Source organism: Paraburkholderia sp. SARCC-3016 (assembly GCF_031119615.1).
In the GTDB taxonomy this organism is placed as follows: domain Bacteria; phylum Pseudomonadota; class Gammaproteobacteria; order Burkholderiales; family Burkholderiaceae; genus Paraburkholderia.
This window is the reverse complement of record NZ_JAVHZD010000036.1, coordinates 56168-75415: the sequence shown is the minus strand read 5'-3', so window position 1 is coordinate 75415 and position 19248 is coordinate 56168. Positions and strand designations below refer to the sequence as shown.

Sequence of the window (19248 nt, the reverse complement as noted above, 5' to 3'; positions counted from 1 at the left end):
CCCCCGGCTTAGCCAGTCAGTTTACCACCGCGCGCTTACACGCTTGGAGCGTGCGGCGTGGCCTCGCGCGGGTGCTCAGGCGCGCTCGTCGAATGTCGCCGCGTCGCTTTGCAGCCAGTCGACCAAGCGCTGCAACACGCCGTCGAGATCCCGGTTCGCACCGCGCAATGCGCATTCCCAGACCGTTGCGACGCGCCAGCCGCGCTCGCGCAGCGCGGCCGTGACTTTCGCGTCGTTACTGCGGTTGCGGTCGATCTTCTCGCGCCAGAACTCGACGCGCGTTTGCGGCCATTTGAACAGATGGCAATCGTGGCCGTGCCAGAAACATCCATGTACGAATACAACCGCGCGATAGCGCGGCAACACGATGTCGGGCCGGCCCGGCAGGTCGCGCGCATCGAGGCGAAAGCGAAAGCCGCGGCGGTGCAGCAGGCTGCGGATCAGGATCTCGGGTTTCGTGTTGCGGCCGCGTATGCCGGACATCATCCGGCTGCGCGTCGCCGCATCGACGATATCGACCATTCATGCCACCTGGGCGTGAACCTGCGAGCGGGGCAGCACGAGCGGCACGGCGTTGTCGAGCGCGCCCGCCGTCGACGAGACGGCGGGCGATGCGACACCCGCAGCGGCGGGCGCCGCCGCGTGCAGGTGCGGCAGCATGATGCGCGCGACTTCGCGCATCACCGGCATCACGACGCTATTGCCGAACTGGCGGTATGCCTGCGTGTCGCTGACCGGAATGCGGAACGTGTCGGGAAAGCCCATCAGGCGCGCGCATTCGCGCGGCGTGAGCCGGCGCGGCCGGAGGCCGTGACCCTGATGCACGAGAATTTCGGAACCGTCCTTGTGATAGCGCGCCGACAGGGTGCGCGTGACGCTGTCGGGGAATGCGAGGCCGAAGCCGAAACCATTGCCCGCCGCGCGGTGTTTTTCCGCGTAGTTTTGCAGATAGGCCCAGAGTTTCGGGCTCAACGTGTACTTCGGTTGCACGGTGCGCGCGCGCGCGTCGAAGAAGCGTTCGCCGTCCCACGGCAGCACCGGCTCGCTGCCGTCGGTGCGGTGCAGGATCGACGCGAGCCGCGGGCCTTCTTCGGGCAGGCGCAAGTCGTCCCACGAAAAAGACGTAGCGTCCCGAAAGCCGACGATGATGATCCGCTCGCGATGCTGCGGCGTGAAATGCTGGCCGTCGATCACGCGGTAGTGCACTTCGTAGCCGAGCTCGTCGCGCAGCGTCTGCAGGATCACGTCGAACGTGCGGCCCTTGTCGTGCGACAGCAGGTTCTTTACGTTTTCGAGCAGAAACGCGGCCGGGCGGCGCGCCGCGATGATGCGCGCGACGTCGAAAAAGAGCGTGCCCTGCGTCGTGCATTCGAAGCCGTGCGGACGGCCGAGCGCGTTTTTCTTGCTGACGCCCGCGATCGAGAACGGCTGGCACGGGAAACCCGCGAGCAGCACGTCGTGCTCGGGCACCGCGTGTTCGGGGAAGGATACGATGTCGCCGATCAGGGTGTGATCGGGCGCGCGTGTCGAGGCTGCCGCTGCGATGCGTTCGTCGAACTGCTCGAAGTTCTCGCGATAGGTCTTCTGCGAAAACGTATTCCACTCGCTCGTGAACACGCATGTGCCGCCGTGCGCCTCGAAGCCCATGCGGATGCCGCCGATGCCGGCGAAGAGGTCGACAAAGCGAAAGCTCGACGCGCCGTCGCGCGCATGCCGATGAAGCCCGCTGGCCGTTGCCGGCGCCTGCAGCAGCGCCTGCAAGGTCGGCGCCATGCGCGCGGGGCAGGGCGTCTCGCCCTTTTCCCAGCGCCGCACCGTCTTGATGTCCTTGCCGACGTGCGCGGCGATTTCTCGTTGTGTAAAGCGGATGCGCGCCTGTTTCAACAGGTCAAGCGGTGAGGCCTGGGTCACAGGATGTCCTTGCTGGGTATTTTTGCGGACATTATGACGTATTGCGCGCCCCTATTTCGCCGGTGGCGCGTGCGCGCGACAGCGGGCGCGCAATCGCGTGCAGAGGCGACCACGGCTGTGCTAGCGAAACGTCTGCGCAATGCGAGCGTAGGGACGCGAAAAACTTTCGCTGACGGACGAAATCGGGTGTGTCAGGTGAGTACGAGCGCAAGACTGCAAGACAACACCATCAGCATGAGACCTGCGGCGAGGACGATGTTGTAGGGATAGGGCATGGCAGTCGGGCGAACGTAACGAAGACGGTGAGGCAATGATAAGAGGTTGAAATACGTCTGGCGTGACCGACCTGTACGCAAAGGTGGGCTCGCGCACACAGGCCGGCGGCGTTGCGTCGACACGGTGCGATCGCGATGCGCGGCAAGGCGGGAAACGAAGATGTTTCATGCTTCGAAACATCGGCGCGCATTGCCTAGAATGGTGGATGGAATGGACGTCGTCGGGATGGAGGATGCGATGAGCGAGTCGACATTGGCCTATCTGTTGGGGCCATCGGTGATGGTGATCGTCTGTGCCGCGCTGTGGATCGCCGCGCATCAGCATCACAAATCGTCGCATGGCGAGTCGCGCGCGCGTCGCTTGCGCTGGCTCGACACGTATCACGGAGACTGGCGTCATCGTCATTGATGCGCTCTCGCAGCTGTGGCTGGCGCCGCGCTGCGGTGCGGCCGCCGGGCGGCACGCAACAGGCGGGTGGCGTTCGCCCGCTGCGCGCCGTGCGCGCGCATGCGCTTCTTACGCTTCTTACGCTTCTTACGCTTCGAGCGCGTGGTTCAACACCTGCATTTCTGCTTCCGCTTTTTAATCCCTTCGATTTGTCCTGTCCCGCGAAATAATGAATTGGTCTTTTAGGCGTTTACCCTAAAGCCCCTCGCTCCTAGACTGTTTTCAACGGTTGCACGCAACGACGCGCAACTCAAACGAAACCAATCTCGGAGGTGTGATCATGAAATCGCTTATCAAAGCTGTGGCGCTTGCCGCTGTCCTCGCTGTTCCCGCTGTCTCGTTTGCTCAGTCGAATCAGCCGCTCACGCGCGCCGAAGTGCGCGGCGAACTGACGCAGCTGGAAAAGGTCGGCTACAACCCGTTCGATTCGAGCGACGCGCATTATCCGGCAGCGATCCAGCAGGCGGAATCGCGGGTCAGTGCGGCCAATCAAGCGGCCGACAACAGCGGCTACGGTTCCGCTACCGGCGGCACGTCCGCATCGGGCATGACGCGTTCCGAAGGCGCGCTGAGCAGCTACTCGCCGCCGATCTACATCTACCAGCATCACTAAGCCGATTGCACATCGGACGATGGACGCCGATTTTTTCTCCGGGCGAATCGTCCGATCTGGCAAGCAGGACGTGCAACGGAGCGGCCGGCGACGTTTGGTCGCTCCGTCGCGTCGAAATAGACGATAGAACCTCCATCGCCGGCTCCAACCGGCGATTTCGCCCAGCCCGCACCGCTGGGCATTTTTTCATCTGTTTTTGCTTTGCATGCCCGGCGCGTCGAACATCGCGTGCTACGATTTCGTGCGCCCCATCGCGGGCGTGCGGCCGTGTGCTTCGCGTCGGCCCACGCTCCGGCTCCGGTTCTGGTTCGGCCAGACCGGTTTACTGGCTGCTCATTTTCGGCCTGTCAGCATGCCCATCAACTATCTGCGCGGCTTGACCGCACCCGAACGAACCGACGCAACCAATCGGCGCCTCGGGCGCTCGCTCGCGTTCGTCGCGGGGGCGGCCAATGCCGGCGGATTTCTCGCGGTCGGGCAATACACGTCGCACATGTCGGGCGTCGTTTCGTCGCTGGCCGATAACCTCGCGCTCGGCGATATTGCGCTTGTCGTGGCGGGGTTGAGCTCGCTGCTGTCGTTTATGGTCGGCGCGGCGGTGTCAGCTGTGCTGATCAACTGGGGACGGCGGCGCCGGCTGCGCAGCGTCTACGCGACGCCGCTCGCCATCGAAGCCGCGTTACTGCTGTGCTTCGGCCTGCTTGGCTCGAACCTCGAACATCATCGGCTGTTTTTCCTGCCGGTCACCGTCTGCCTGCTGTGCTTCGTGATGGGCCTGCAGAACGCCATGATCACGAAAATCTCGCGCGCCGAAATCCGGACCACGCATATGACCGGGCTCGTCACCGACATCGGCATCGAGCTGGGCAAGCTGTTCTACTGGAATGGCCGGCGTCCTGAAGCGGACGACGGCGTGGAGGGCGTGGTGCGTGCGGACCGGCAGAAGCTTGCCTTGCTAGGGTCGCTGCTCGCGTTCTTTCTGGCCGGCGGATTGGCGGGCGCGGCCGGTTTCAAGCATCTGGGGTTTGTGTCGACCTTGCCGCTCGCGGTAGTCTTGCTCGCGCTCGCGGTCGTGCCCCTTATCGACGATATGCGCAGCGGCGCGCGCAAGATGCGTTTCTAGCGCGGATGTCGCGGCGCGGCGAGCCGACTACTCGCCTGCGTGCAGTTCGTTACCGGAAGCCCACAGCAAATCGATCAGAAAGCTTTCGATAACGGCATGCCATTCGGGCGTGCCTTCGGCAAAGTCTTCCGGATTGTGCTTACCGCGCGCGCGACGAATCACTCTCACGGAGTTTTCGAGCGCGATCGCCTCGTCGTACCGGGACGTGCCCCGCTTGAGGGGGAGATGTTTTTCGGATTCCATGCTCCGGTTGTCGGCAGTGCGCGGCCCGAACTTTAGGGCGTTTAGCGATGTTTAGCGGCGCGCGCGCATGGCGGAAATGCGCCAACCGCACTCGATTGTCACGTGTGTCGAAACAATGATTTCCTCCGATTAGGGTTTCCCCTAGCCCGCTGAATGCCTAGACTGGTTTCACACGGCGCTGATTCAGAACGCCGCCGCAAATGAAACCAATCTGGAGGTAATGAACATGAAATCGCTCATCAAGGCTGTCGCTATTGCTGCTGTGCTCGCCGTGCCGGCTGTGTCGTTTGCTCAATCGAATCAACCGGTGACGCGCGCACAGGTTCGTGCAGACCTCGTGCAGTTGGAAAAGGCCGGCTACAGCCCGTTCGACTCGAGCGACGCGCACTATCCGGCGGCCGTTCAGCGAGCTGAAGCACGCGTGACGGCGGATACGACCGGTTATGGTCCTGCCACGGCAGGCACGGCTGAATCGGGCGCACGTGGCCCGGTGTACAACCAGTTTCTGGGTTCGCCGTACGATCATTCGTAAGCAGTTGAGTGAGCAGTGAAGGTAGCGAAGAGGTAGTAGGGGTGTAAAGCTGTAAGCGTAGTGATGCGGTAAGCGGTAAGCGGTAAAGCGCAGTAGGCAGTAATCGCAATTGCAGTGAAAGTTCGCACTGGGGTAAGTGAAGCACCCGTCATGCGAACGCGAATGAAGCCCGCACCGTGCAGACGGTGCGGGCTTTTTCGCATCTCGTGATGCTGTATGCAGCCATGTATGGTGCGCAACGCAGGTATCGAAGTGCGCGTAATATCTGAGCCGTCTCTCCAACAGGCTCAGGCCATCGACCATCGCATACCCGGGATGCCGCGATGAGAACACTCACTCTCGCCTTCGCATTGCTGATCTTGTCCGCATCGACTGCCGCGCGCGCCGACGTCGTCAAGGACAATCTGAACTACAGCATGACTGCCGCGGCACCGCGCAATGCAGCCGATGCGGATTGCGGCGCATGGACCGCGGCGCCGATCCGCTTCGGCGATGGGGAAACTACTTTCGATGTGGGCAGGCTTGCGCTTCTAATGGTCGCGAACGCGGCGGCGGTGCATTCGGGCGCGCATGCGTATGGTCCGAATCCTCATGCGTGTAATCGGCGGGCGCCGCAGGAAGGGCCATAGGCGTCGGCCGTTCATTCGCCGCATACGGCGGCCGGTGCCGAAGAGCCGGCTTGTGGCAAGGCGGCAAGACGCGGCACGAAGCCGCGCGATGGAAATGACTTGTGCCGCTAACTGGTCCCCCTGACAGGAATCGAACCTGTATCTAGCGCTTAGGAGGCACTTGTTCTATCCATTGAACTACAGGGAGAGGATAGCAGTAACGGGATGGACCGGAGCCTTGCTGCTACTGGCCGGAGCCTTGTCCCGTGGGCGTTTACGGCTTTTGTGCTTCGTTCCTAATGAAGCGCCGTGAACTGCAATGTAGCAAAGTTTGAGTCTGTCCCTGCTACAATTCTGCTACAAAACCACCCTGTAGCAGCTTCCTGCGATCTGGCACTGCTACAGTTTTTCCGGACGGAAGAACCATGGCTTCGATCCTGCCAGTCGGCAATCGCTGGCGTGCCCAGGTGCGCAAGCGAGGGCAGAGTATAGCAAAGACCTTCCGCACCAAGGGCGCCGCCGAGGCCTGGGCGCGCGAGCGGGAAGTCGAGATCGAGAACGGCCACCATGCGGCCGACGCGGCGACCGTCAAGGTCGGCGAGCTCGTCACGAAGTACCGCGCCGCGCGCAGCGAGTCGGGCCGGCCGGTCACGGACAAGTCCAACGAGGACTACATCCTCCAGCGCCTGAAGGACGAGTTCGAAAGTGACTTTGCGGCGCAGCTGAACACGCAGCGCATCGTCAGGTTCGCACAGCAGCGCCGCAAGGCCGGCGCCGGTGGCTACACCGTCGACATGGACATTTCGAAGCTCGGCACCGTGATGCGGCATATGGCGTCGCTGCTCGACATCACGCTGCCCGACGTTGTCGGCGCCGCGCGGCCGACGCTGCATCACCTGCAGCTGATCGCGCCCGGCAACAGGCGCGAGCGGCGGCCGACGCCGGACGAAATCGGGAAGATCTTCGCGTGGTTCGCCGAGCACCCTGAGCGCGAACAGGCGATGCCCGATCTTCTGCGCGTGGCCATGCAGTGCGCCTTCAGGCGCGGCGAGCTCTTTCAGCTGATGTGGACGGATCTCGATCACGCGCAGCACCTTGCGCTGGTGCGCGACCGCAAGCATCCCCGGCAGAAGAAGGGTAATGATGAATGGATCCCGCTGATCGGCGATTCATACGAGATCCTGATGCGTCAGGCGCGATATCCGGTGCCTGAGGGCTATGCCCAGAAGCGGGCGCAGGATCCAACGTTGCCGCCGCACAGGAACGAGTTCATCTTCCGGTTCGACAAGGGCACAGCAAGCAAGTATTTCAAGCAGGCATGTGATGCGAAGGGCATCGTCGACCTGCATCTGCACGATCTGCGGCACGAGGCAACCAGTGCGTTATTCGAGGCGGGATGGGAAATTCCGGAAGTAGCAACCGTGACGGGCCACAAGGACTGGCGCAACCTGAAGCGGTACACAAATCTGGATCCCGCTCAGGTTGCGAAGAAGGGGCGACTGAAGCTGGTCGCGAATGACGGATGAAGTTATGCGTCGATCTCGGCTTCGTACGACAGCGGCGTGCCTTCATACACCGGAACCGGGATCACGAGGTTCGATATCGCAAGTTCCTGGGCGGTGCGACTCGATTTAACGTTGTAGTCGAGGTAGATCGGCTGGACAGTGTTATCAGCGTACAGCTCGCGGATGCGGGGATGGTCGTCGTAGCTTAGCAGCCACGGGTAGGCCTGGTTCTGCAGGAACGCCGCAAGATTTGCGTGGTCTGCATCGTCATAGTGGTGGCGGTACAGTTTGCGTCCCTGCTGGTAGTAGGGCGGATCGACATAGACGAACGAAAAGCCGGTCGATATCTGTTCGGTATTCGCGGTCATGAACGAAATCGCATCGCCCCAGTGCATGCTGACGCGACCCGAAAACGCCGCCGCTGCGCGGATCTGCCTGATGATCTTGTCTTTATTAAATCTGCAATCGATCTTGTACCGTGAAGCTTGACCCTCGCCGCCGATCGGACCCGCGCCGATAATGCCCGAAAAGTTGGTGCGATTGAAGAACAAGCCAGCCGTACCGAGTTGCAAGAGGGTGAATCGGTCATCCGTCGGGTCCAAGACCTCGCGAGTTGGCTGCAGTTGCTGCCACGTCTCCATAGACACGGGGCAGGCATCGACAGCTGCGCAGAGCTCCTCGGTTCGATTGAAAACGCATGACCAGAACGCATACACCAAGGGATCTTTCTCAATGAGTACCGCGTCGCTCACGAACCCGAGTCTCAGAAGTTCGAGGGATACAGATGCCCCGCCGGCAAACGGCTCGTAAAAGGTGCAGCCATTGAGGTAGTTCTCTTCAATTACGCCGCTTATATATGCTGCCAGTCGCGCCTTTCCGCCGGGATAGCGCAGCGGACTTAAAGGCTCGTTACGAGGCATAGCGCTTTTTCTCTTAGCCATCGTCAGTTGTCTTCCAATATGTATTTGATGGTACCGCGCAAATGATTCGCGTAAGACTCGAGGATCGAAGCGTCGACCCCTTGGTACTTGATATGCGTCATAGCGTCCAGGTAGTTTTTGGCCTGATCCGTGATGTGACTTGCCAGTGCCTTGCAGATGTTCCGCTCAGTGAATACGCCGTTGTCAAAATTCTTTGCGAACTTGATCAGATCGCCCAGCCCTGGGTCCCAGCCTGGCTTGTTCTGTGGGGCCATCTTAAGTACTTCGCCCCACTTCTTTGCTTTCTTGATCTGATAGACGAGCGCGCATTCGAAAAGCGCGCGAGTCATTAGTGAAGCGGCGATCGGCATCCTTTGATGGTTGATAGTTTTTATTTCTTGCGTCAACTTGATCAGGTTGTCGTCTACGACGTGACACGCGAGATTTTCGAAGAATACAGATGCACGAGGAGGCTTAGGGTCCGCGGTGCCGCCCTTCGAACCTGCTGGGTCTTTCTTGCCTGGTTCGCCTTGATCGTCGGATTTCGTATTGAAGGCGCCGGCGAAGCCATCCTTTCCTGCTGCTTTTGCCGCTTTCTTGCCCGCCGGCGTTTTGAGAAATTCTTCGAAATATACTGCCGGCACGGTGCGAGTATCGCACTGCGGGCGTCCTGTGACGGGGTCGGGTATCAGGAAGTCTCTTGCGATCTTCGTCATCTGCTTGCGGAAGATGGCCTCTGGCAATTCGCTGACTGGATTCTGCTGTTCGTCGAACGACAGCCGCAAGATTTGCTGGGTATCTGCCAACGTAAAAAAGCGAGTGTATGGATTGGTTTTGAGCTTCTCGTCTTCGAGGACGGTTCGCTCATCTTCGCTCCAGACGGTAAGGTCGAGCGCGTACTTAAGCAGCCGATAGGGCCTAATTAACTTCCTAACGGCACCTGGCGTCGTCCCGAGCAGTTCTGCGACTTCGTCAACCGACATCCGCTCCAGCAGTCGAACGGCCCGTCTCATCTTCGCGACGGGAGACCACGCCTTGACTCCGCGTTCGGTGTGCCTTTTTGTCAAAATCGGCTCGGCGGCTTGCCGAGTCGGCGCTACGTCCGCGCCTATTTCCCGTAAAGTTGCTTTTAGCGCAGTGCTAGGTTCAGGGAATCGCCCCTTGTACTCGTCCGGAATCAGTGATGGATTCAAAAGCATTTGGCATGCAGCGACGCGGCGATTGCCCTCAAGCACCACCTGCTTATTGTTTTCGATGACTGTGATGATCCGTTCGCCCTGGAACAAGCCGTCGCTTTTGGCGATAGATCGCGCGAGCGCCAACACCTCTTCCAGCTTCAGCAACTTCAACCGTATCTCTTCTTGCGATGCGTTCGGCCCGAGCTCGATCCGCGGATTGCGAACGTCCAACAGAATTTTTCTTGGATCGAGGTCTTGCGTTGTCCATGCTGAATTGACCGCCATTGTTCCCCCGGGAAGGTAATTTTTGGATTGTGACGGTATACCGGAAATCATAATGGCGCGCCAGAGGCTGTGGTGCGGCGTTCGCGGTAAAGTTGCGCTATGCATTTTCACTACGGGCTTTCTCGGACATACCATCGAGGTAGTCGGCCACCGCGTCGTACGGCGCGAAACGGGCGCCACCCTCTTTGTACGTGGGAATCGGAAAAGTCTCGGCGCTGATCTGGTTTCGGATCGTGCCTTCCGACATCACGAGCAGCCGCGAGAGCTGCGCCATGTTCAGGCGCACGCCGTAGTTTTCGAGAATGTATGCGCGCGTGAGAAGTTTCATCGTGATGTGCCTCCTGCCTGCGTGAAGTGGGTTGCCCGCAGGGCCTCGGATGCGTGACCTGCCATCGAGCTATCCATTTTCTCGATTTCGGCGATGATCAGCGCTGCAGCCTTTTCGAGATCTCGCTGCGGTGTCGACGGCTTCCACCATGTCGGATCCCACGGCCACATAACGGGCGGTCGGCCGTCCGAGTATCCGCCGTCGCCTTGCGAGAACGGATGCAGTTTGTCGGCAGCGGCGAGGGCATAGGCTGCGGCCGCAGCCGCGAGCTCGCCGGCATCGTGTTCGTCGTCGTGCGCAGCGTCGAAGCCTTCGTCAACGGACTGACGGCGCCGTTCGGAAAGCGCTGCAAGAACGCCTGGCGTCACGAGATCGCGCAATTCGGCCGCGATTGGCATGATCTCGATCAGGGCGGCACGTAGATAAACCGGCCAGAACTGGTCGTCGGCCGTGGACAGATTGCGGTCGATGCGTGCGACGGCGGTACAGGCCAGCGCATGCACAGCGAGAAGCGTCTTGTTATCCATGGTGTGCCTCGGGGGAAGTGGATTGCAGTGCTCGCTCGAGCTGCATCAAACCGGTTTCAAGCGTGACGCCAGCAGTCGCGGCCCACGTGCGTGCGTCCTGCGCGGCTTTGTGCCGGCTATAGCTGCCTACCTCGTCGCGCATGAGGTCTAGCAGCTCGACGTCGGCCGCGAGCGATATCTGCTCGACCAGCAGGCGGATCTGGGCGCGAAGGGTGTCCACGCGCTCAAGGTGGCCACGTCGGGAATCCGACGTGGCTTCGTTCGTCTGGACTGGTTTTCGCCGCGCAAACGGCGCTTCGTTGGTCTGGATAGCGGGCGTTAGCCCGCCGTCGTTGCTGTCAACGCCAGAGACGCGCGCCGGAGCGTTGCCAGCAAGCGCGAGCCTCGGACGCTTTTCCGCCTGTTCCCGCTTGCGCGGCAGCGGACGTGGGGTAGAGGGGGCCGGGGAGTGCGTCATTGGACAGGCTCCTTTGCCAGATCTTCCGTCCAGTCCGGGTCGGGTGCTTGCCAGAGCTTGTTAAGCCATGCGTGAACGCCGGGCGCTTCCTTCGCGTCTCTCTTTCGCGGATCCTCCATTTCACGCGTAATTTGCTTCACAGCAGCGCGAATCGCTTGGCCCCGCGTGGGGTGCGTTGGGGCGTTATCACGCAGCGTGCAGGGGCTGGATCCGGAGCCGGTTCCGATCGAATAGGATGTACTGAAAATCCATTTGCCGGCGGCGACCTGTGCAAGATGGATCTCGTACGGATGCTTGCCCGACCGCTTGAAAAGTGGCGCCTTGATCGTGTCGTGGTCGGCGTAGACGCCGTGCGCATTAGGCTTGCTGATGCGGTATTTGGAGCGTTTGGCGGGTACTGCATCCAGCAGGTCCGCATGAGGCGAAAGAGCGGCGTGTACGCCCGCGATCGTGCCAGGTGAAAGCTTTCCAAAAACCGGGTCATGCAGGACGGACTGCAGCGCCTGCAAAAGTTGCTTTGCCTGCGTGTCGGTGATCTTCTGCGCCTTTGGCGCTGCAGCCTTTTCGACGTGCTTTTTCGTCACCTTGGTCCTGCCGTCTGCCTGCGCCTGCTCGATGCCCCTGGCGATGCGATCGAGCGCTTTACCGGCGCCGTGCTGGCGGATCTGCTGGATCGCGAGCGTGCTCGATATCGTGCCGGCGCGCACAAGCTTGTGTAGCTCGAATGGACCGCTGGCGAGCAGCAGTACGTCGCGGATGGTCTGGTCCGTGATTTCGAGCCGCTTGCAGATCGTCGCGTTGTCGATGCCGTGCTGTTCGCGCAGCTCGATGATCTTCTCGGCGAGATCCAGCGGCGAGTTCGCCTTGCTGTCGTTGCTCGTGAGGCCGCCGAAAATCAGATTGACGCGGTCGACCGTCTTCGCGTCGGCGATAACGACCGGGATGAGGCCGGGATCGAATCCATTGTCGATCGCGATGCGGGTGCCGTGATAGCGGTGTTGCCCTTTCCACAGATACACGAGGTCTTCGCCATTGACCTTGCGGATGTAGCAATGCAGCGGCTGGCTCTTGTCGTACCCGTTCGACTGAATCAGCTGTGCGAGGTGCTTCGCCCATGCAGTGTCGAGCGGGCGCACGTTATCGCGCGGATCGAAATGGATCTTGTCGAACGGCAGCATCCAAAGATCTGCGGACTTGCCGCCCGCGGCTTTAACGGCGGCCTTGGTATTGCCAGTGACGATCGGCTCGTCGAGCGGAAGCGAGCGGGTCTTATTCATGAGCAGCCTCCGCTTCACGCGCCTTCGCTTCGCCCTTCAGCGCGGCGTACGCGATGCAGTCCTCTGCGCTATCGGCGTGATAACCCGGCGCCTGAAACAGGCGAACGTCCTTAAGCAGTTGCAGCAACAGCCAGCCTTCCGACTCGGCGAGATCGCGCCCGGTTACGGCGTTAAAGGCGATCACGGTTGCGCCCATGCTTCGCTCGCCTTCTGGTTGATCGTATTGAGCGGCTCGGGCACGCATGTGGCCGACCGCTTTGTCGAGCAGGCCGGGCGCAGTCGGAAGCGTGCTGCCGGTGCGCGGTGGGATGCCGCCTACATCGGCGTCCGTCATGACCCGTGAGGCAGGTCGCCGAGCGTGTATCCAGTAGTCGACGCCTGCCGGCTTCCCATTGTCGGCAAACCAGTACACCAGTTCTTGTGTGCTGGTTGCTATGCCGCGACAAACGACCTCGGAGCGGGACAGCATCAGCAGTTCATCGAAGAGCGCCGATTTGTCCGCGTCCGGCAGCTGCGCGCGGACCTGTTCCGCGGTCATATACGTCGTGCAGCGGCTGAACATCAATATCAGATGCTTCGCAATCGGAGAGAGGTCATTGCGCATGTCGCCCCCGCATGCCCTGGAAGAGGTGACGCAGGGCGGGCCGCATGAAACACAGCGCGCAGAACCCGGCAATGGCGACGACGGCGATCTTGCCGGCGTTGATCCCGGCGTAGAGCCAAAGAAAGGAATCGGCGAGGCCAAGCAGCATGCCGAATACTCGTTGACGCGAGGGGCCTGTGAGGAACCAGACCGCGGCGCAGGTGGCGAGTGCGACCAGGAGGGCGAATGTCATGCGGCCTCCTTTATGCGGAGCGCTCGGGGCTTGCGCTTCTTCGCTTTCTCGATCGCCGACGCGGTAAGCGCTGCCGCACGCTGCTGCTTGCGACGCGAGAAGAACGATGCGCAGTCTCCTTCGCTCGGGTAGGAGATCGACGTGCCGACTACTTCGGCCCCGTCCATCACCATGTACAGGGTGTGCACGCTGTCCGTAAGCGGACGGCGTGCGACGACGTACTTGCCGACCATGACTGACGTCGTCGGGCGCGGTGCGCGCGGGTCGTATCTGACAATGGTGCGTGTGCCGAGCGTGTCTCTCCGGCTCGGTTCCGGTGGTGCGGCGAAGATTGCTCTTTTCATTTTTCGTTACTCGGTGTCGCCAGCGGCGAGACGCTTGCCATCCGGCGTGGGTTGGTCCGGCTGCTTTTGCTTTTTTCGTAACTCGGCACAGTTCGCGAGGCAGATGCGGAGTGCGGCGTTGGTGATGGCGTCAGTAGCGGATCCGCGAATGCGGCGAAGCCGGAACTCGCGAACGATGTCGACATCGGTGACAGGGATCCGCTCGGACATGCCGGTCCCTAGACCGTCGCGTGATTGCTCGGTGCGGGCCGGGCAGGCGGCGGAGGCGATGAGAAAAGGTTGATGCCGATCACGACGACCGTGATGACGAGTGCGAGGCGAAAGGCAAACGACTTTTCAAAGTCACTTTGAGCGTTTGACGCGACGTTCGTCGATGCGGTCGGCGCGCTCTGAAGTGCCAGCAGCCATGTGCGTCGAGCCTCAGCGTTTGCATCGATGTGCGTGATGCTTTTCATGGGATCTCCCGGGTTGGCACTGCCTCGGATGAGGCAGTACGTGCCGGAGTATCCCCGTAGGGATATCTAATGTCAATCCTCTTGGGGATATCTCAAAGTGGAGTTATGCGTTTTGCCTCAAAATATGCAAAGTGAGTTGGGATGTAATACCCCCAAACGGATCACCGCCGACGCGATCTTGTGCGGTTCAGTGCAATACCGATTGCCACCTGACCCAGCAGCATCAGTGCGGAATCAAGCCACGCGATTTCATTCACGTACGTCGCTGCCATAAAGGCTAGGGAAATCAAGGGTGCCAGTGCCGCGGACCCTCGCTGCGATAGATTCGTGCGCTGCGTAGAGGCGGCGTGGAATCGCAGCGTTGTGGATAGTCGGTCAAGTGCATCCGCGACAGGCTCGGCAAACTCCTGTTCGATCGCGGTCGCCGAAAACTCCACGCTCCCGTCGGGAAGCACTGCTGCCAGTGCCAGAGCAACGGGCGAAGCCCGTTCGCTTACGCGGATGAGGTCGGCTAGCTTGCTGCGTACAAGTTGCTGGCGGGCAGCAACGTTATGGGTTTCCGGCGTTGGAAAACGGAGGATGTTACTGGTTTCCCCTTCGGTTCTTTCTATTCCCCGGTAGGTTCTCGTCTTTCTTTTCATGGATGCTCAACGAATCCTTCGAAATTGGACGTTGAGCGGCCCGACGTGTTTGGTCTTGTTGTTCTTTTGTCTGTGTCAGCTTTTGCGACAACGAGAGGGCGCCTGCCTCGTCGGCACTCGGCTGCGCCATCACGAAATCGATATAGCTTTGTATCTTGGCTCGCTCGCCTATAGGCAGCTTTGCGAACCGCTCGCGGTCGATCTGTAGGTCGGGCGCTGACGCTTCGTCTTCCAATAACCGGCCCGGCTGCACGCCAATGGCAGCCGCCAGCGCCGCCAAGATGCTGATCTGGGTGTCCACATTTCCGGCTAGCACGCGGGCAACCGAACTTTGCGAGATGCCCGCGCGTTTGGCGAGCTTCTGCTGCGTATCGATTGCTACGTTCCTGCTCATCTGAGCGCGGACGTTTTCGGCTAACACTTCTCTGAGAGGTTTCCTTTTCATGCGGCTGATATTGCCGAATCTGGATAACCCATGAGGGATATTGTTACGTATATGTCCACTTGAGGAAATATCCCTACCAGGATATTATCGCGACACTTCCGTAAGAATAGGCCCCAAAAATGCCGAAGGAAAAGATGCTGGATTGCGTCCTGCGCCGCTTGGATGCTGTACGCGGCAAGTGGCCGCAAATCTCCGAGCAAAGCGGAGTGCCTTATCAGACCCTCACGAAGATCGCCTGTCGCATCGTTACCGACCCTCGTATTTCGACGGTTCAAACCCTCTATGACTACTTTGCCTGTCTGCCTGATCGACCGGAGATTAGCCACGACAGGAATCCCAATCACTGATCGCCTGGGGTGACCTTGGCGAGATGCACCACGGTGTGATGTGGATCGTACGTCTGGCTTTGAGCGGCAAACAGAATGAAAAGCCGTATCTACAAAGAATGGGGTTCAAATGACATGCAGATACAGCGGCACAGAATGGCTTGACGTGTTGTACACGTCAGTTCGCGATACGCCAGGGGGCGTGGCAGATGCGGCTCAGTTTCTGACGAACCGTCGCGGCAAGAGCATTGGCACTGAATCGTTGCGTCTCCGGCTGCGCGGCGAAGGCGAAAACCGCCTCTCCATGGAAATGTTCGAACTGCTCATCGAGTGGATGGAGGAGAAGCGGCAGGACCACTACCTCGATGCGTTATACGCGCTTAACGAACGATTCGGCATGCGTGCGACACGGGCGGATCCGATTGCTGCAGGTGACACGGTTACTGCGGTGGCATCGCATGCGCTCGAAGTCGCGAAACATACGGGCCTGGTGGCGGAAGAAGTGCGGGCCGCGCTCGACGACGGGAAAATCAATCTCCGCGAGGCCGACGACATTGTCGCCGCAGCTCGAGGCAGTCAACGGATGATCGACCGCCTTGTGCAGACGGTACGGCGGGTCAGCACGAGAAGCGCACGCTAGACATGCTGTTTCGACCGGGGATGTCCTGTTGCAATCCGCACCGCGAGCGGATTGATCTGTCATGCGACGTCAATCAGCAGCTCGCGTGCGCAGCCACCGCGCTGACGTGGTCGGCCGAGTATGCGCCCGATGACGTCGTCCGTCTTATCGCCTCCCTCATTCGGACCTTTCCAGAACATCTTGCACTTGTGCGGGATGCCTGCGTTCTTGCGGCCGTGATAGGCGCCTTCGTCGAGCGGGTTGCGTTGCACTGCGCTGCACTTCCCACGAAAACGGAACGCCACGTGTGTCGAGGCCAGTTTGCGAACGGGTTGAGCGCTGCGGATCTGCAGCGCTTTGATGATCTTATGGCCGTCGAATGGCGGCGTCTACGTAGCAAATAACGGGGGACCGCAAAGTGACTTTGGGGAGCGTCAGTTCATCGCTACGCCGGCGTAACCAGTTCATTCGACGCTTGTCGTCGGGGCCGCAGACGTACGTTGCAGGCCGCGCGTCGTGGCGGGATTTCTCGCACCTTCGCGAACGTGAACGGAGGATTGCGGAATGTCATCGCTAGACCGGATCTTTGCGCAGCTGCAGGCTGCCGGCCATCCCGAGCTGCCTGCAGGGCATCCAGTGGCCGATGGCAAGCACCATCGATACGGGCCACGAAAGAAGTGGTGGTATCAGTTGCGGGAGGTTGTCAGCAAGGGCGTTGTGATTGGCTACTCCGGCACGTACGGACATTTTTCCGGCGACGATCCCGGCACTGAGCGCTTCCAGTGGGATGGTGCGCAGCTCAGTCCGGAGGACCTCACGGAGACCAGGCGCAGGCAGGAGGCGGCCGAGCGGTCTGAAGAAGAGAAACGCCTGCAAAAAGCGAAGCTCGCGGCGAATCGCGCACGCGATCAATGGCAGCGTGCGAGCGCTGAAGGTACGTCGGGCTATCTCGAGCGCAAGCAGATAACGCCGGAGGGCGTCCGCTTTGATAGCGACGGCACGCTTTTCGTACCCATGTTCCAGTACGCGGACAAGATACGCCTTGTCGGGTTGCAGAAGATCACGCCGGAGGGCGCAAAGCGGTTCAACACAGGGATGGAGAAAAAGGGCGCCTCCTACCTGCTCGGCGAAATCGGTGCTGACGACAAGATTGCGATGCTCGGCGAGGGCTATGCAACCGTGCGCACGATCCGCATGTCGACCGGCGAGGCCATTCCCGCATGCGTCTGTTTCGACGCGGGCGGCATCCTGTCTGCAGCACGATATCTGCGCGCGACTTACCCGGATCTGCATCTGCTGATTTGTGCCGACGACGATTGGACGATCGAGCAGCGCATGCGCGAGTTTCTCGCCGAGCAGCTCGGATATTCGGGCGAGTTGGAGATTGGTGCGGACCCGGTCAGGATCGAGTCCAACAAGACGTGGTACATGGTCTCCGCGGCCGTTCATCGGGACGATCACGGTGTCGGCTATCTCGAGCTGACCTACGGCAACGATGTTGTGCTTGAGCGGCGCAAGCGCTTCGAGAATGCCGGCATGAAGCGCGCGCACGAAGCGATGGCCGAGGTAGGCAATGCGAGCGTCGTGTGTCCGCGCTTCGCCGATCGTGGCATGCGCAAGCTGACCGACTTCAATGATCTGCATTGCGAAGAGGGGCTGCAAAGTCGGAGGCCAAGCGGTCTTAGGAAGACAAAACATTCTACCAACTCCTTGGCTCACAGAACGACATGGCTACGATCCGACTTATCGGGTGACGATCCGCTATTCGACAAGGCGGTTTCTGTCGTGCGTGCGGCCCGACGCGCGTCGATCTCGCTCGTTCAACGCGAGCTGAAGATCGGCTATAACCGGGCCGCCCGGCTGCTTGAGGCAATGGAGCACACGGGCATAGTGTCCGCGCCGTCGGATAACGGCATGCGCTCCGTGCTTGCGGCAGCCACGAGTGTCGACGCAACGTCCGCTGGCGCGGCGCCGGAGGAATGGGACGGTCGCGAAGCGGAGAACGGCGCGTACACATGGATGCGGGATCTGCGTCGCGCAGAAAAATCTGGCGCAATCCTTCCGACCATCGACAACGTGTTCCTGATCCTTTCGAATGATCGTCGTTGGACGGGCGTGCTTGCCTTCGAGCAGTTCGCGCTGCGGATCGTAAAGCGTCGCCCGCCGCCTTTCGAGGGTGGCGAGGTGGGTGAGTGGACCGACGCCGACGATTCGCGTCTGGCGCTTTGGCTTGGGCAGGGATGGGGATTCAGCCCGCGTGCAGACATCATCGCGCAGGCGGTGTTCCTCGTCGCCGATCGCAATCGCTATCACGAGGTACGCGACTATCTCAACGGCCTGACGTGGGACGGCACAGAGCGTCTGCGCTTCTGGCTGCATCGATGGCTGCATGCCGACGATAACGAATATACGCGGCTCGCCGGCTACAAGTATCTGCTCGGCGCCGTAGGCCGCGTCATGCAGCCCGGCTGCAAGATGGACAACGTGCTGATCCTTGAAGGCGCACAGGACGGTGGCAAATCGAATGCGTTCCGTACGCTCTTCGGCGAGCGGTGGTTCACCGACGCCAACATTGTTATCGGCGACAAGGATTCTTACGCGGTCATGGCCGGGAAGTGGGTCATTGAGCTAGCCGAACTCGACGCGCTCAACAAGAGCGATTCCTCCAGTTCGAAGCGATTCTTCACCGTCGCCGTGGATACCTACAGGCCACCGTACGCGAAGCGTGCCATCGATGTGCCCCGACAGAGCGTCTTTGGCGGCACGGTCAACTTCGATGTGTACCTGAAGGATGAATCGGGCGGGCGCCGCTACTGGCCCGCACGCTGCGGCGATGTTCTCGACATTTCCGGCCTTGCCGAAAACCGAGATCAGATCTGGGCAGAGGCGGTTCACGAATATCGTCGGTGGCAGCGGGAGAACGCCGACGCAGGCGGCCAGATATGGGCACCGTGGCGCGTTAAGCCCGAAGAGAAGCCACTGTTCCAGGAGGAACAGGAAGCACGTTTCGAGGGCGACGTGCTCGAGGTGAAGATCGCGCGCGAACTCAAGTACCGGCCGCGCGTGACGATGGAGGAGGTGCTTGATGACATCCTCAAGATCGAGATCACCAAGCAGACGCCCGCCGAACAGCGGCGCGTTGGCAAGGCACTCAAGCGGCTTGGCTGGACGCGACAGCGGGAGACGACGGGCGATCGCGAGTGGTACTACGTGCCCCAACAGCCCGCTGCGGCGCCAGCTCCGGTGTATTCGACAGAGGGGGGCGACGATGATAGCCCGCTGTGATTTTGCGCCGGTCCGGCGCGCTGCGTCGCGCATGTCGGCGCGCTTTTGCGGCAGCCATGGCGCGCTG

The 19248-nt window shown here is 60.8% G+C and carries 25 protein-coding genes and 1 tRNA gene; 9 read left to right on the top strand and 17 right to left on the bottom strand.

Going from position 1 to position 19248, the window contains the following annotated elements; genetic code table 11:
- Positions 1–75: 75 nt before the first annotated feature.
- Both QYH69_RS29560 and dcm read right to left on the bottom strand, forming a co-directional pair.
- Positions 76–522 (bottom strand): very short patch repair endonuclease, encoded by a 447-nt coding sequence (locus QYH69_RS29560; RefSeq protein ID WP_308835234.1) that lies wholly within the window; start codon positions 520–522, stop codon positions 76–78.
- Positions 523–1911: a DNA (cytosine-5-)-methyltransferase gene (gene dcm / locus QYH69_RS29555; RefSeq protein ID WP_308835233.1), complete on the bottom strand. Its 1389-nt coding sequence runs from the start codon at positions 1909–1911 to the stop codon at positions 523–525.
- 513 nt (positions 1912–2424) lie between these two features.
- Between dcm and QYH69_RS29550 the strand changes: the two genes are divergently transcribed.
- The 3 genes from QYH69_RS29550 (at position 2425) to QYH69_RS29540 (ending at position 4370) form a co-directional block, all read left to right on the top strand.
- The gene (locus QYH69_RS29550) at positions 2425–2595 is read left to right on the top strand and encodes a hypothetical protein (protein WP_198039212.1); all 171 of its coding nucleotides are present in this window, start codon (positions 2425–2427) and stop codon (positions 2593–2595) included.
- Positions 2596–2914: 319 nt separating this feature from the next.
- On the top strand, positions 2915–3247 hold the full coding sequence (locus QYH69_RS29545; protein ID WP_308835232.1) for a DUF4148 domain-containing protein: 333 nt from the start codon (positions 2915–2917) through the stop codon (positions 3245–3247).
- A gap of 352 nt (positions 3248–3599) precedes the next feature.
- Positions 3600–4370 (top strand): YoaK family protein, encoded by a 771-nt coding sequence (locus tag QYH69_RS29540; RefSeq protein WP_308835231.1) that lies wholly within the window; start codon positions 3600–3602, stop codon positions 4368–4370.
- A gap of 27 nt (positions 4371–4397) precedes the next feature.
- On the opposite strand, the gene QYH69_RS29535 is transcribed toward QYH69_RS29540, so the two are convergent.
- Positions 4398–4613 carry a hypothetical protein gene (locus tag QYH69_RS29535; RefSeq protein ID WP_308835230.1) on the bottom strand — a complete coding sequence of 72 codons (216 nt, stop codon included), beginning with the start codon at positions 4611–4613 and terminating at the stop codon, positions 4398–4400.
- Positions 4614–4839: 226 nt separating this feature from the next.
- Between QYH69_RS29535 and QYH69_RS29530 the strand changes: the two genes are divergently transcribed.
- Entirely contained in the window at positions 4840–5145 is a 306-nt protein-coding gene (locus tag QYH69_RS29530) for a DUF4148 domain-containing protein (protein WP_308835229.1), read from the top strand.
- 323 nt (positions 5146–5468) lie between these two features.
- Positions 5469–5774: a hypothetical protein gene (locus QYH69_RS29525; RefSeq protein ID WP_308835228.1), complete on the top strand. Its 306-nt coding sequence runs from the start codon at positions 5469–5471 to the stop codon at positions 5772–5774.
- A gap of 112 nt (positions 5775–5886) precedes the next feature.
- Here the strand turns inward: QYH69_RS29525 and QYH69_RS29520 are convergent.
- Positions 5887–5961: transfer RNA gene (locus QYH69_RS29520), tRNA-Arg, on the bottom strand.
- A 217-nt stretch (positions 5962–6178) separates the two neighbouring features.
- Here QYH69_RS29520 and QYH69_RS29515 point away from each other — a divergent pair.
- Positions 6179–7279 carry a tyrosine-type recombinase/integrase gene (locus tag QYH69_RS29515; RefSeq protein WP_308835227.1) on the top strand — a complete coding sequence of 367 codons (1101 nt, stop codon included), beginning with the start codon at positions 6179–6181 and terminating at the stop codon, positions 7277–7279.
- Positions 7280–7281: 2 nt separating this feature from the next.
- On the opposite strand, the gene QYH69_RS29510 is transcribed toward QYH69_RS29515, so the two are convergent.
- From QYH69_RS29510 to QYH69_RS29450, 13 genes are all read right to left on the bottom strand, one after another.
- Positions 7282–8199: a DNA adenine methylase gene (locus tag QYH69_RS29510; protein WP_308835225.1), complete on the bottom strand. Its 918-nt coding sequence runs from the start codon at positions 8197–8199 to the stop codon at positions 7282–7284.
- 2 nt (positions 8200–8201) lie between these two features.
- On the bottom strand, positions 8202–9641 hold the full coding sequence (locus tag QYH69_RS29505; RefSeq protein WP_308835224.1) for a hypothetical protein: 1440 nt from the start codon (positions 9639–9641) through the stop codon (positions 8202–8204).
- A gap of 97 nt (positions 9642–9738) precedes the next feature.
- Positions 9739–9969 (bottom strand): hypothetical protein, encoded by a 231-nt coding sequence (locus tag QYH69_RS29500; RefSeq protein ID WP_308835222.1) that lies wholly within the window; start codon positions 9967–9969, stop codon positions 9739–9741.
- Positions 9966–10496, bottom strand: a complete 531-nt coding sequence (locus QYH69_RS29495; protein ID WP_308835221.1) for a hypothetical protein — start codon at positions 10494–10496, stop codon at positions 9966–9968. Before QYH69_RS29495 ends, QYH69_RS29500 begins: the two co-directional genes overlap by 4 nt.
- Positions 10489–10953 (bottom strand): hypothetical protein, encoded by a 465-nt coding sequence (locus QYH69_RS29490; protein ID WP_308835220.1) that lies wholly within the window; start codon positions 10951–10953, stop codon positions 10489–10491. Before QYH69_RS29490 ends, QYH69_RS29495 begins: the two co-directional genes overlap by 8 nt.
- The gene (locus QYH69_RS29485) at positions 10950–12230 is read right to left on the bottom strand and encodes a hypothetical protein (RefSeq protein WP_308835247.1); all 1281 of its coding nucleotides are present in this window, start codon (positions 12228–12230) and stop codon (positions 10950–10952) included. Before QYH69_RS29485 ends, QYH69_RS29490 begins: the two co-directional genes overlap by 4 nt.
- Positions 12223–12834, bottom strand: coding sequence for a hypothetical protein (locus tag QYH69_RS29480; protein ID WP_308835219.1), 612 nt, complete (start codon positions 12832–12834; stop codon positions 12223–12225). Before QYH69_RS29480 ends, QYH69_RS29485 begins: the two co-directional genes overlap by 8 nt.
- Entirely contained in the window at positions 12824–13066 is a 243-nt protein-coding gene (locus QYH69_RS29475) for a hypothetical protein (RefSeq protein ID WP_308835218.1), read from the bottom strand. The genes QYH69_RS29480 and QYH69_RS29475 overlap by 11 nt, the downstream gene beginning before the upstream one ends.
- Positions 13063–13299, bottom strand: a complete 237-nt coding sequence (locus QYH69_RS29470) for a hypothetical protein (protein WP_308835217.1) — start codon at positions 13297–13299, stop codon at positions 13063–13065. The genes QYH69_RS29475 and QYH69_RS29470 overlap by 4 nt, the downstream gene beginning before the upstream one ends.
- A gap of 117 nt (positions 13300–13416) precedes the next feature.
- Positions 13417–13620, bottom strand: coding sequence for a hypothetical protein (locus QYH69_RS29465; protein WP_308835216.1), 204 nt, complete (start codon positions 13618–13620; stop codon positions 13417–13419).
- 8 nt (positions 13621–13628) lie between these two features.
- Positions 13629–13865: a hypothetical protein gene (locus QYH69_RS29460; RefSeq protein ID WP_308835215.1), complete on the bottom strand. Its 237-nt coding sequence runs from the start codon at positions 13863–13865 to the stop codon at positions 13629–13631.
- A gap of 161 nt (positions 13866–14026) precedes the next feature.
- Positions 14027–14506, bottom strand: coding sequence for a hypothetical protein (locus QYH69_RS29455; RefSeq protein WP_308835214.1), 480 nt, complete (start codon positions 14504–14506; stop codon positions 14027–14029).
- On the bottom strand, positions 14448–14951 hold the full coding sequence (locus QYH69_RS29450; RefSeq protein WP_308835213.1) for a helix-turn-helix domain-containing protein: 504 nt from the start codon (positions 14949–14951) through the stop codon (positions 14448–14450). Before QYH69_RS29450 ends, QYH69_RS29455 begins: the two co-directional genes overlap by 59 nt.
- A 119-nt stretch (positions 14952–15070) precedes the next feature.
- Here QYH69_RS29450 and QYH69_RS29445 point away from each other — a divergent pair, with 119 nt between their 5' ends.
- The 3 genes from QYH69_RS29445 to QYH69_RS29430 all read left to right on the top strand — a co-directional run bounded on the left by QYH69_RS29445 (position 15071) and on the right by QYH69_RS29430 (position 19181).
- Entirely contained in the window at positions 15071–15298 is a 228-nt protein-coding gene (locus QYH69_RS29445) for a hypothetical protein (protein ID WP_308835212.1), read from the top strand.
- A 109-nt stretch (positions 15299–15407) separates the two neighbouring features.
- Positions 15408–15917, top strand: a complete 510-nt coding sequence (locus QYH69_RS29440) for a phage regulatory CII family protein (RefSeq protein WP_308835211.1) — start codon at positions 15408–15410, stop codon at positions 15915–15917.
- Positions 15918–16460: 543 nt separating this feature from the next.
- Complete coding sequence (locus QYH69_RS29430) at positions 16461–19181, top strand: VapE domain-containing protein (RefSeq protein ID WP_308835210.1); 2721 nt, start codon at positions 16461–16463, stop codon at positions 19179–19181.
- Positions 19182–19248: the final 67 nt, after the last annotated feature.

Coding starts and splice junctions, on each gene's coding strand:
- QYH69_RS29475 (WP_308835218.1), bottom strand. CDS start 13,066: ATGACATTCGCCCTCCTGGTCGCACTCGCCACCTGCGCCGCGGTCTGG.
- QYH69_RS29455 (WP_308835214.1), bottom strand. CDS start 14,506: ATGAAAAGAAAGACGAGAACCTACCGGGGAATAGAAAGAACCGAAGGG.
- QYH69_RS29485 (WP_308835247.1), bottom strand. CDS start 12,230: ATGAATAAGACCCGCTCGCTTCCGCTCGACGAGCCGATCGTCACTGGC.
- QYH69_RS29470 (WP_308835217.1), bottom strand. CDS start 13,299: ATGGTCGGCAAGTACGTCGTCGCACGCCGTCCGCTTACGGACAGCGTG.
- QYH69_RS29560 (WP_308835234.1), bottom strand. CDS start 522: ATGGTCGATATCGTCGATGCGGCGACGCGCAGCCGGATGATGTCCGGC.
- QYH69_RS29545 (WP_308835232.1), top strand. CDS start 2,915: ATGAAATCGCTTATCAAAGCTGTGGCGCTTGCCGCTGTCCTCGCTGTT.
- QYH69_RS29515 (WP_308835227.1), top strand. CDS start 6,179: ATGGCTTCGATCCTGCCAGTCGGCAATCGCTGGCGTGCCCAGGTGCGC.
- QYH69_RS29450 (WP_308835213.1), bottom strand. CDS start 14,951: ATGAAAAGGAAACCTCTCAGAGAAGTGTTAGCCGAAAACGTCCGCGCT.
- QYH69_RS29495 (WP_308835221.1), bottom strand. CDS start 10,496: ATGGATAACAAGACGCTTCTCGCTGTGCATGCGCTGGCCTGTACCGCC.
- QYH69_RS29550 (WP_198039212.1), top strand. CDS start 2,425: ATGAGCGAGTCGACATTGGCCTATCTGTTGGGGCCATCGGTGATGGTG.
- QYH69_RS29525 (WP_308835228.1), top strand. CDS start 5,469: ATGAGAACACTCACTCTCGCCTTCGCATTGCTGATCTTGTCCGCATCG.
- QYH69_RS29440 (WP_308835211.1), top strand. CDS start 15,408: ATGACATGCAGATACAGCGGCACAGAATGGCTTGACGTGTTGTACACG.
- QYH69_RS29510 (WP_308835225.1), bottom strand. CDS start 8,199: ATGGCTAAGAGAAAAAGCGCTATGCCTCGTAACGAGCCTTTAAGTCCG.
- QYH69_RS29530 (WP_308835229.1), top strand. CDS start 4,840: ATGAAATCGCTCATCAAGGCTGTCGCTATTGCTGCTGTGCTCGCCGTG.
- QYH69_RS29465 (WP_308835216.1), bottom strand. CDS start 13,620: ATGTCCGAGCGGATCCCTGTCACCGATGTCGACATCGTTCGCGAGTTC.
- QYH69_RS29535 (WP_308835230.1), bottom strand. CDS start 4,613: ATGGAATCCGAAAAACATCTCCCCCTCAAGCGGGGCACGTCCCGGTAC.
- QYH69_RS29430 (WP_308835210.1), top strand. CDS start 16,461: ATGTCATCGCTAGACCGGATCTTTGCGCAGCTGCAGGCTGCCGGCCAT.
- QYH69_RS29540 (WP_308835231.1), top strand. CDS start 3,600: ATGCCCATCAACTATCTGCGCGGCTTGACCGCACCCGAACGAACCGAC.
- QYH69_RS29445 (WP_308835212.1), top strand. CDS start 15,071: ATGCCGAAGGAAAAGATGCTGGATTGCGTCCTGCGCCGCTTGGATGCT.
- QYH69_RS29505 (WP_308835224.1), bottom strand. CDS start 9,641: ATGGCGGTCAATTCAGCATGGACAACGCAAGACCTCGATCCAAGAAAA.
- QYH69_RS29490 (WP_308835220.1), bottom strand. CDS start 10,953: ATGACGCACTCCCCGGCCCCCTCTACCCCACGTCCGCTGCCGCGCAAG.
- QYH69_RS29500 (WP_308835222.1), bottom strand. CDS start 9,969: ATGAAACTTCTCACGCGCGCATACATTCTCGAAAACTACGGCGTGCGC.
- QYH69_RS29460 (WP_308835215.1), bottom strand. CDS start 13,865: ATGAAAAGCATCACGCACATCGATGCAAACGCTGAGGCTCGACGCACA.
- QYH69_RS29480 (WP_308835219.1), bottom strand. CDS start 12,834: ATGCGCAATGACCTCTCTCCGATTGCGAAGCATCTGATATTGATGTTC.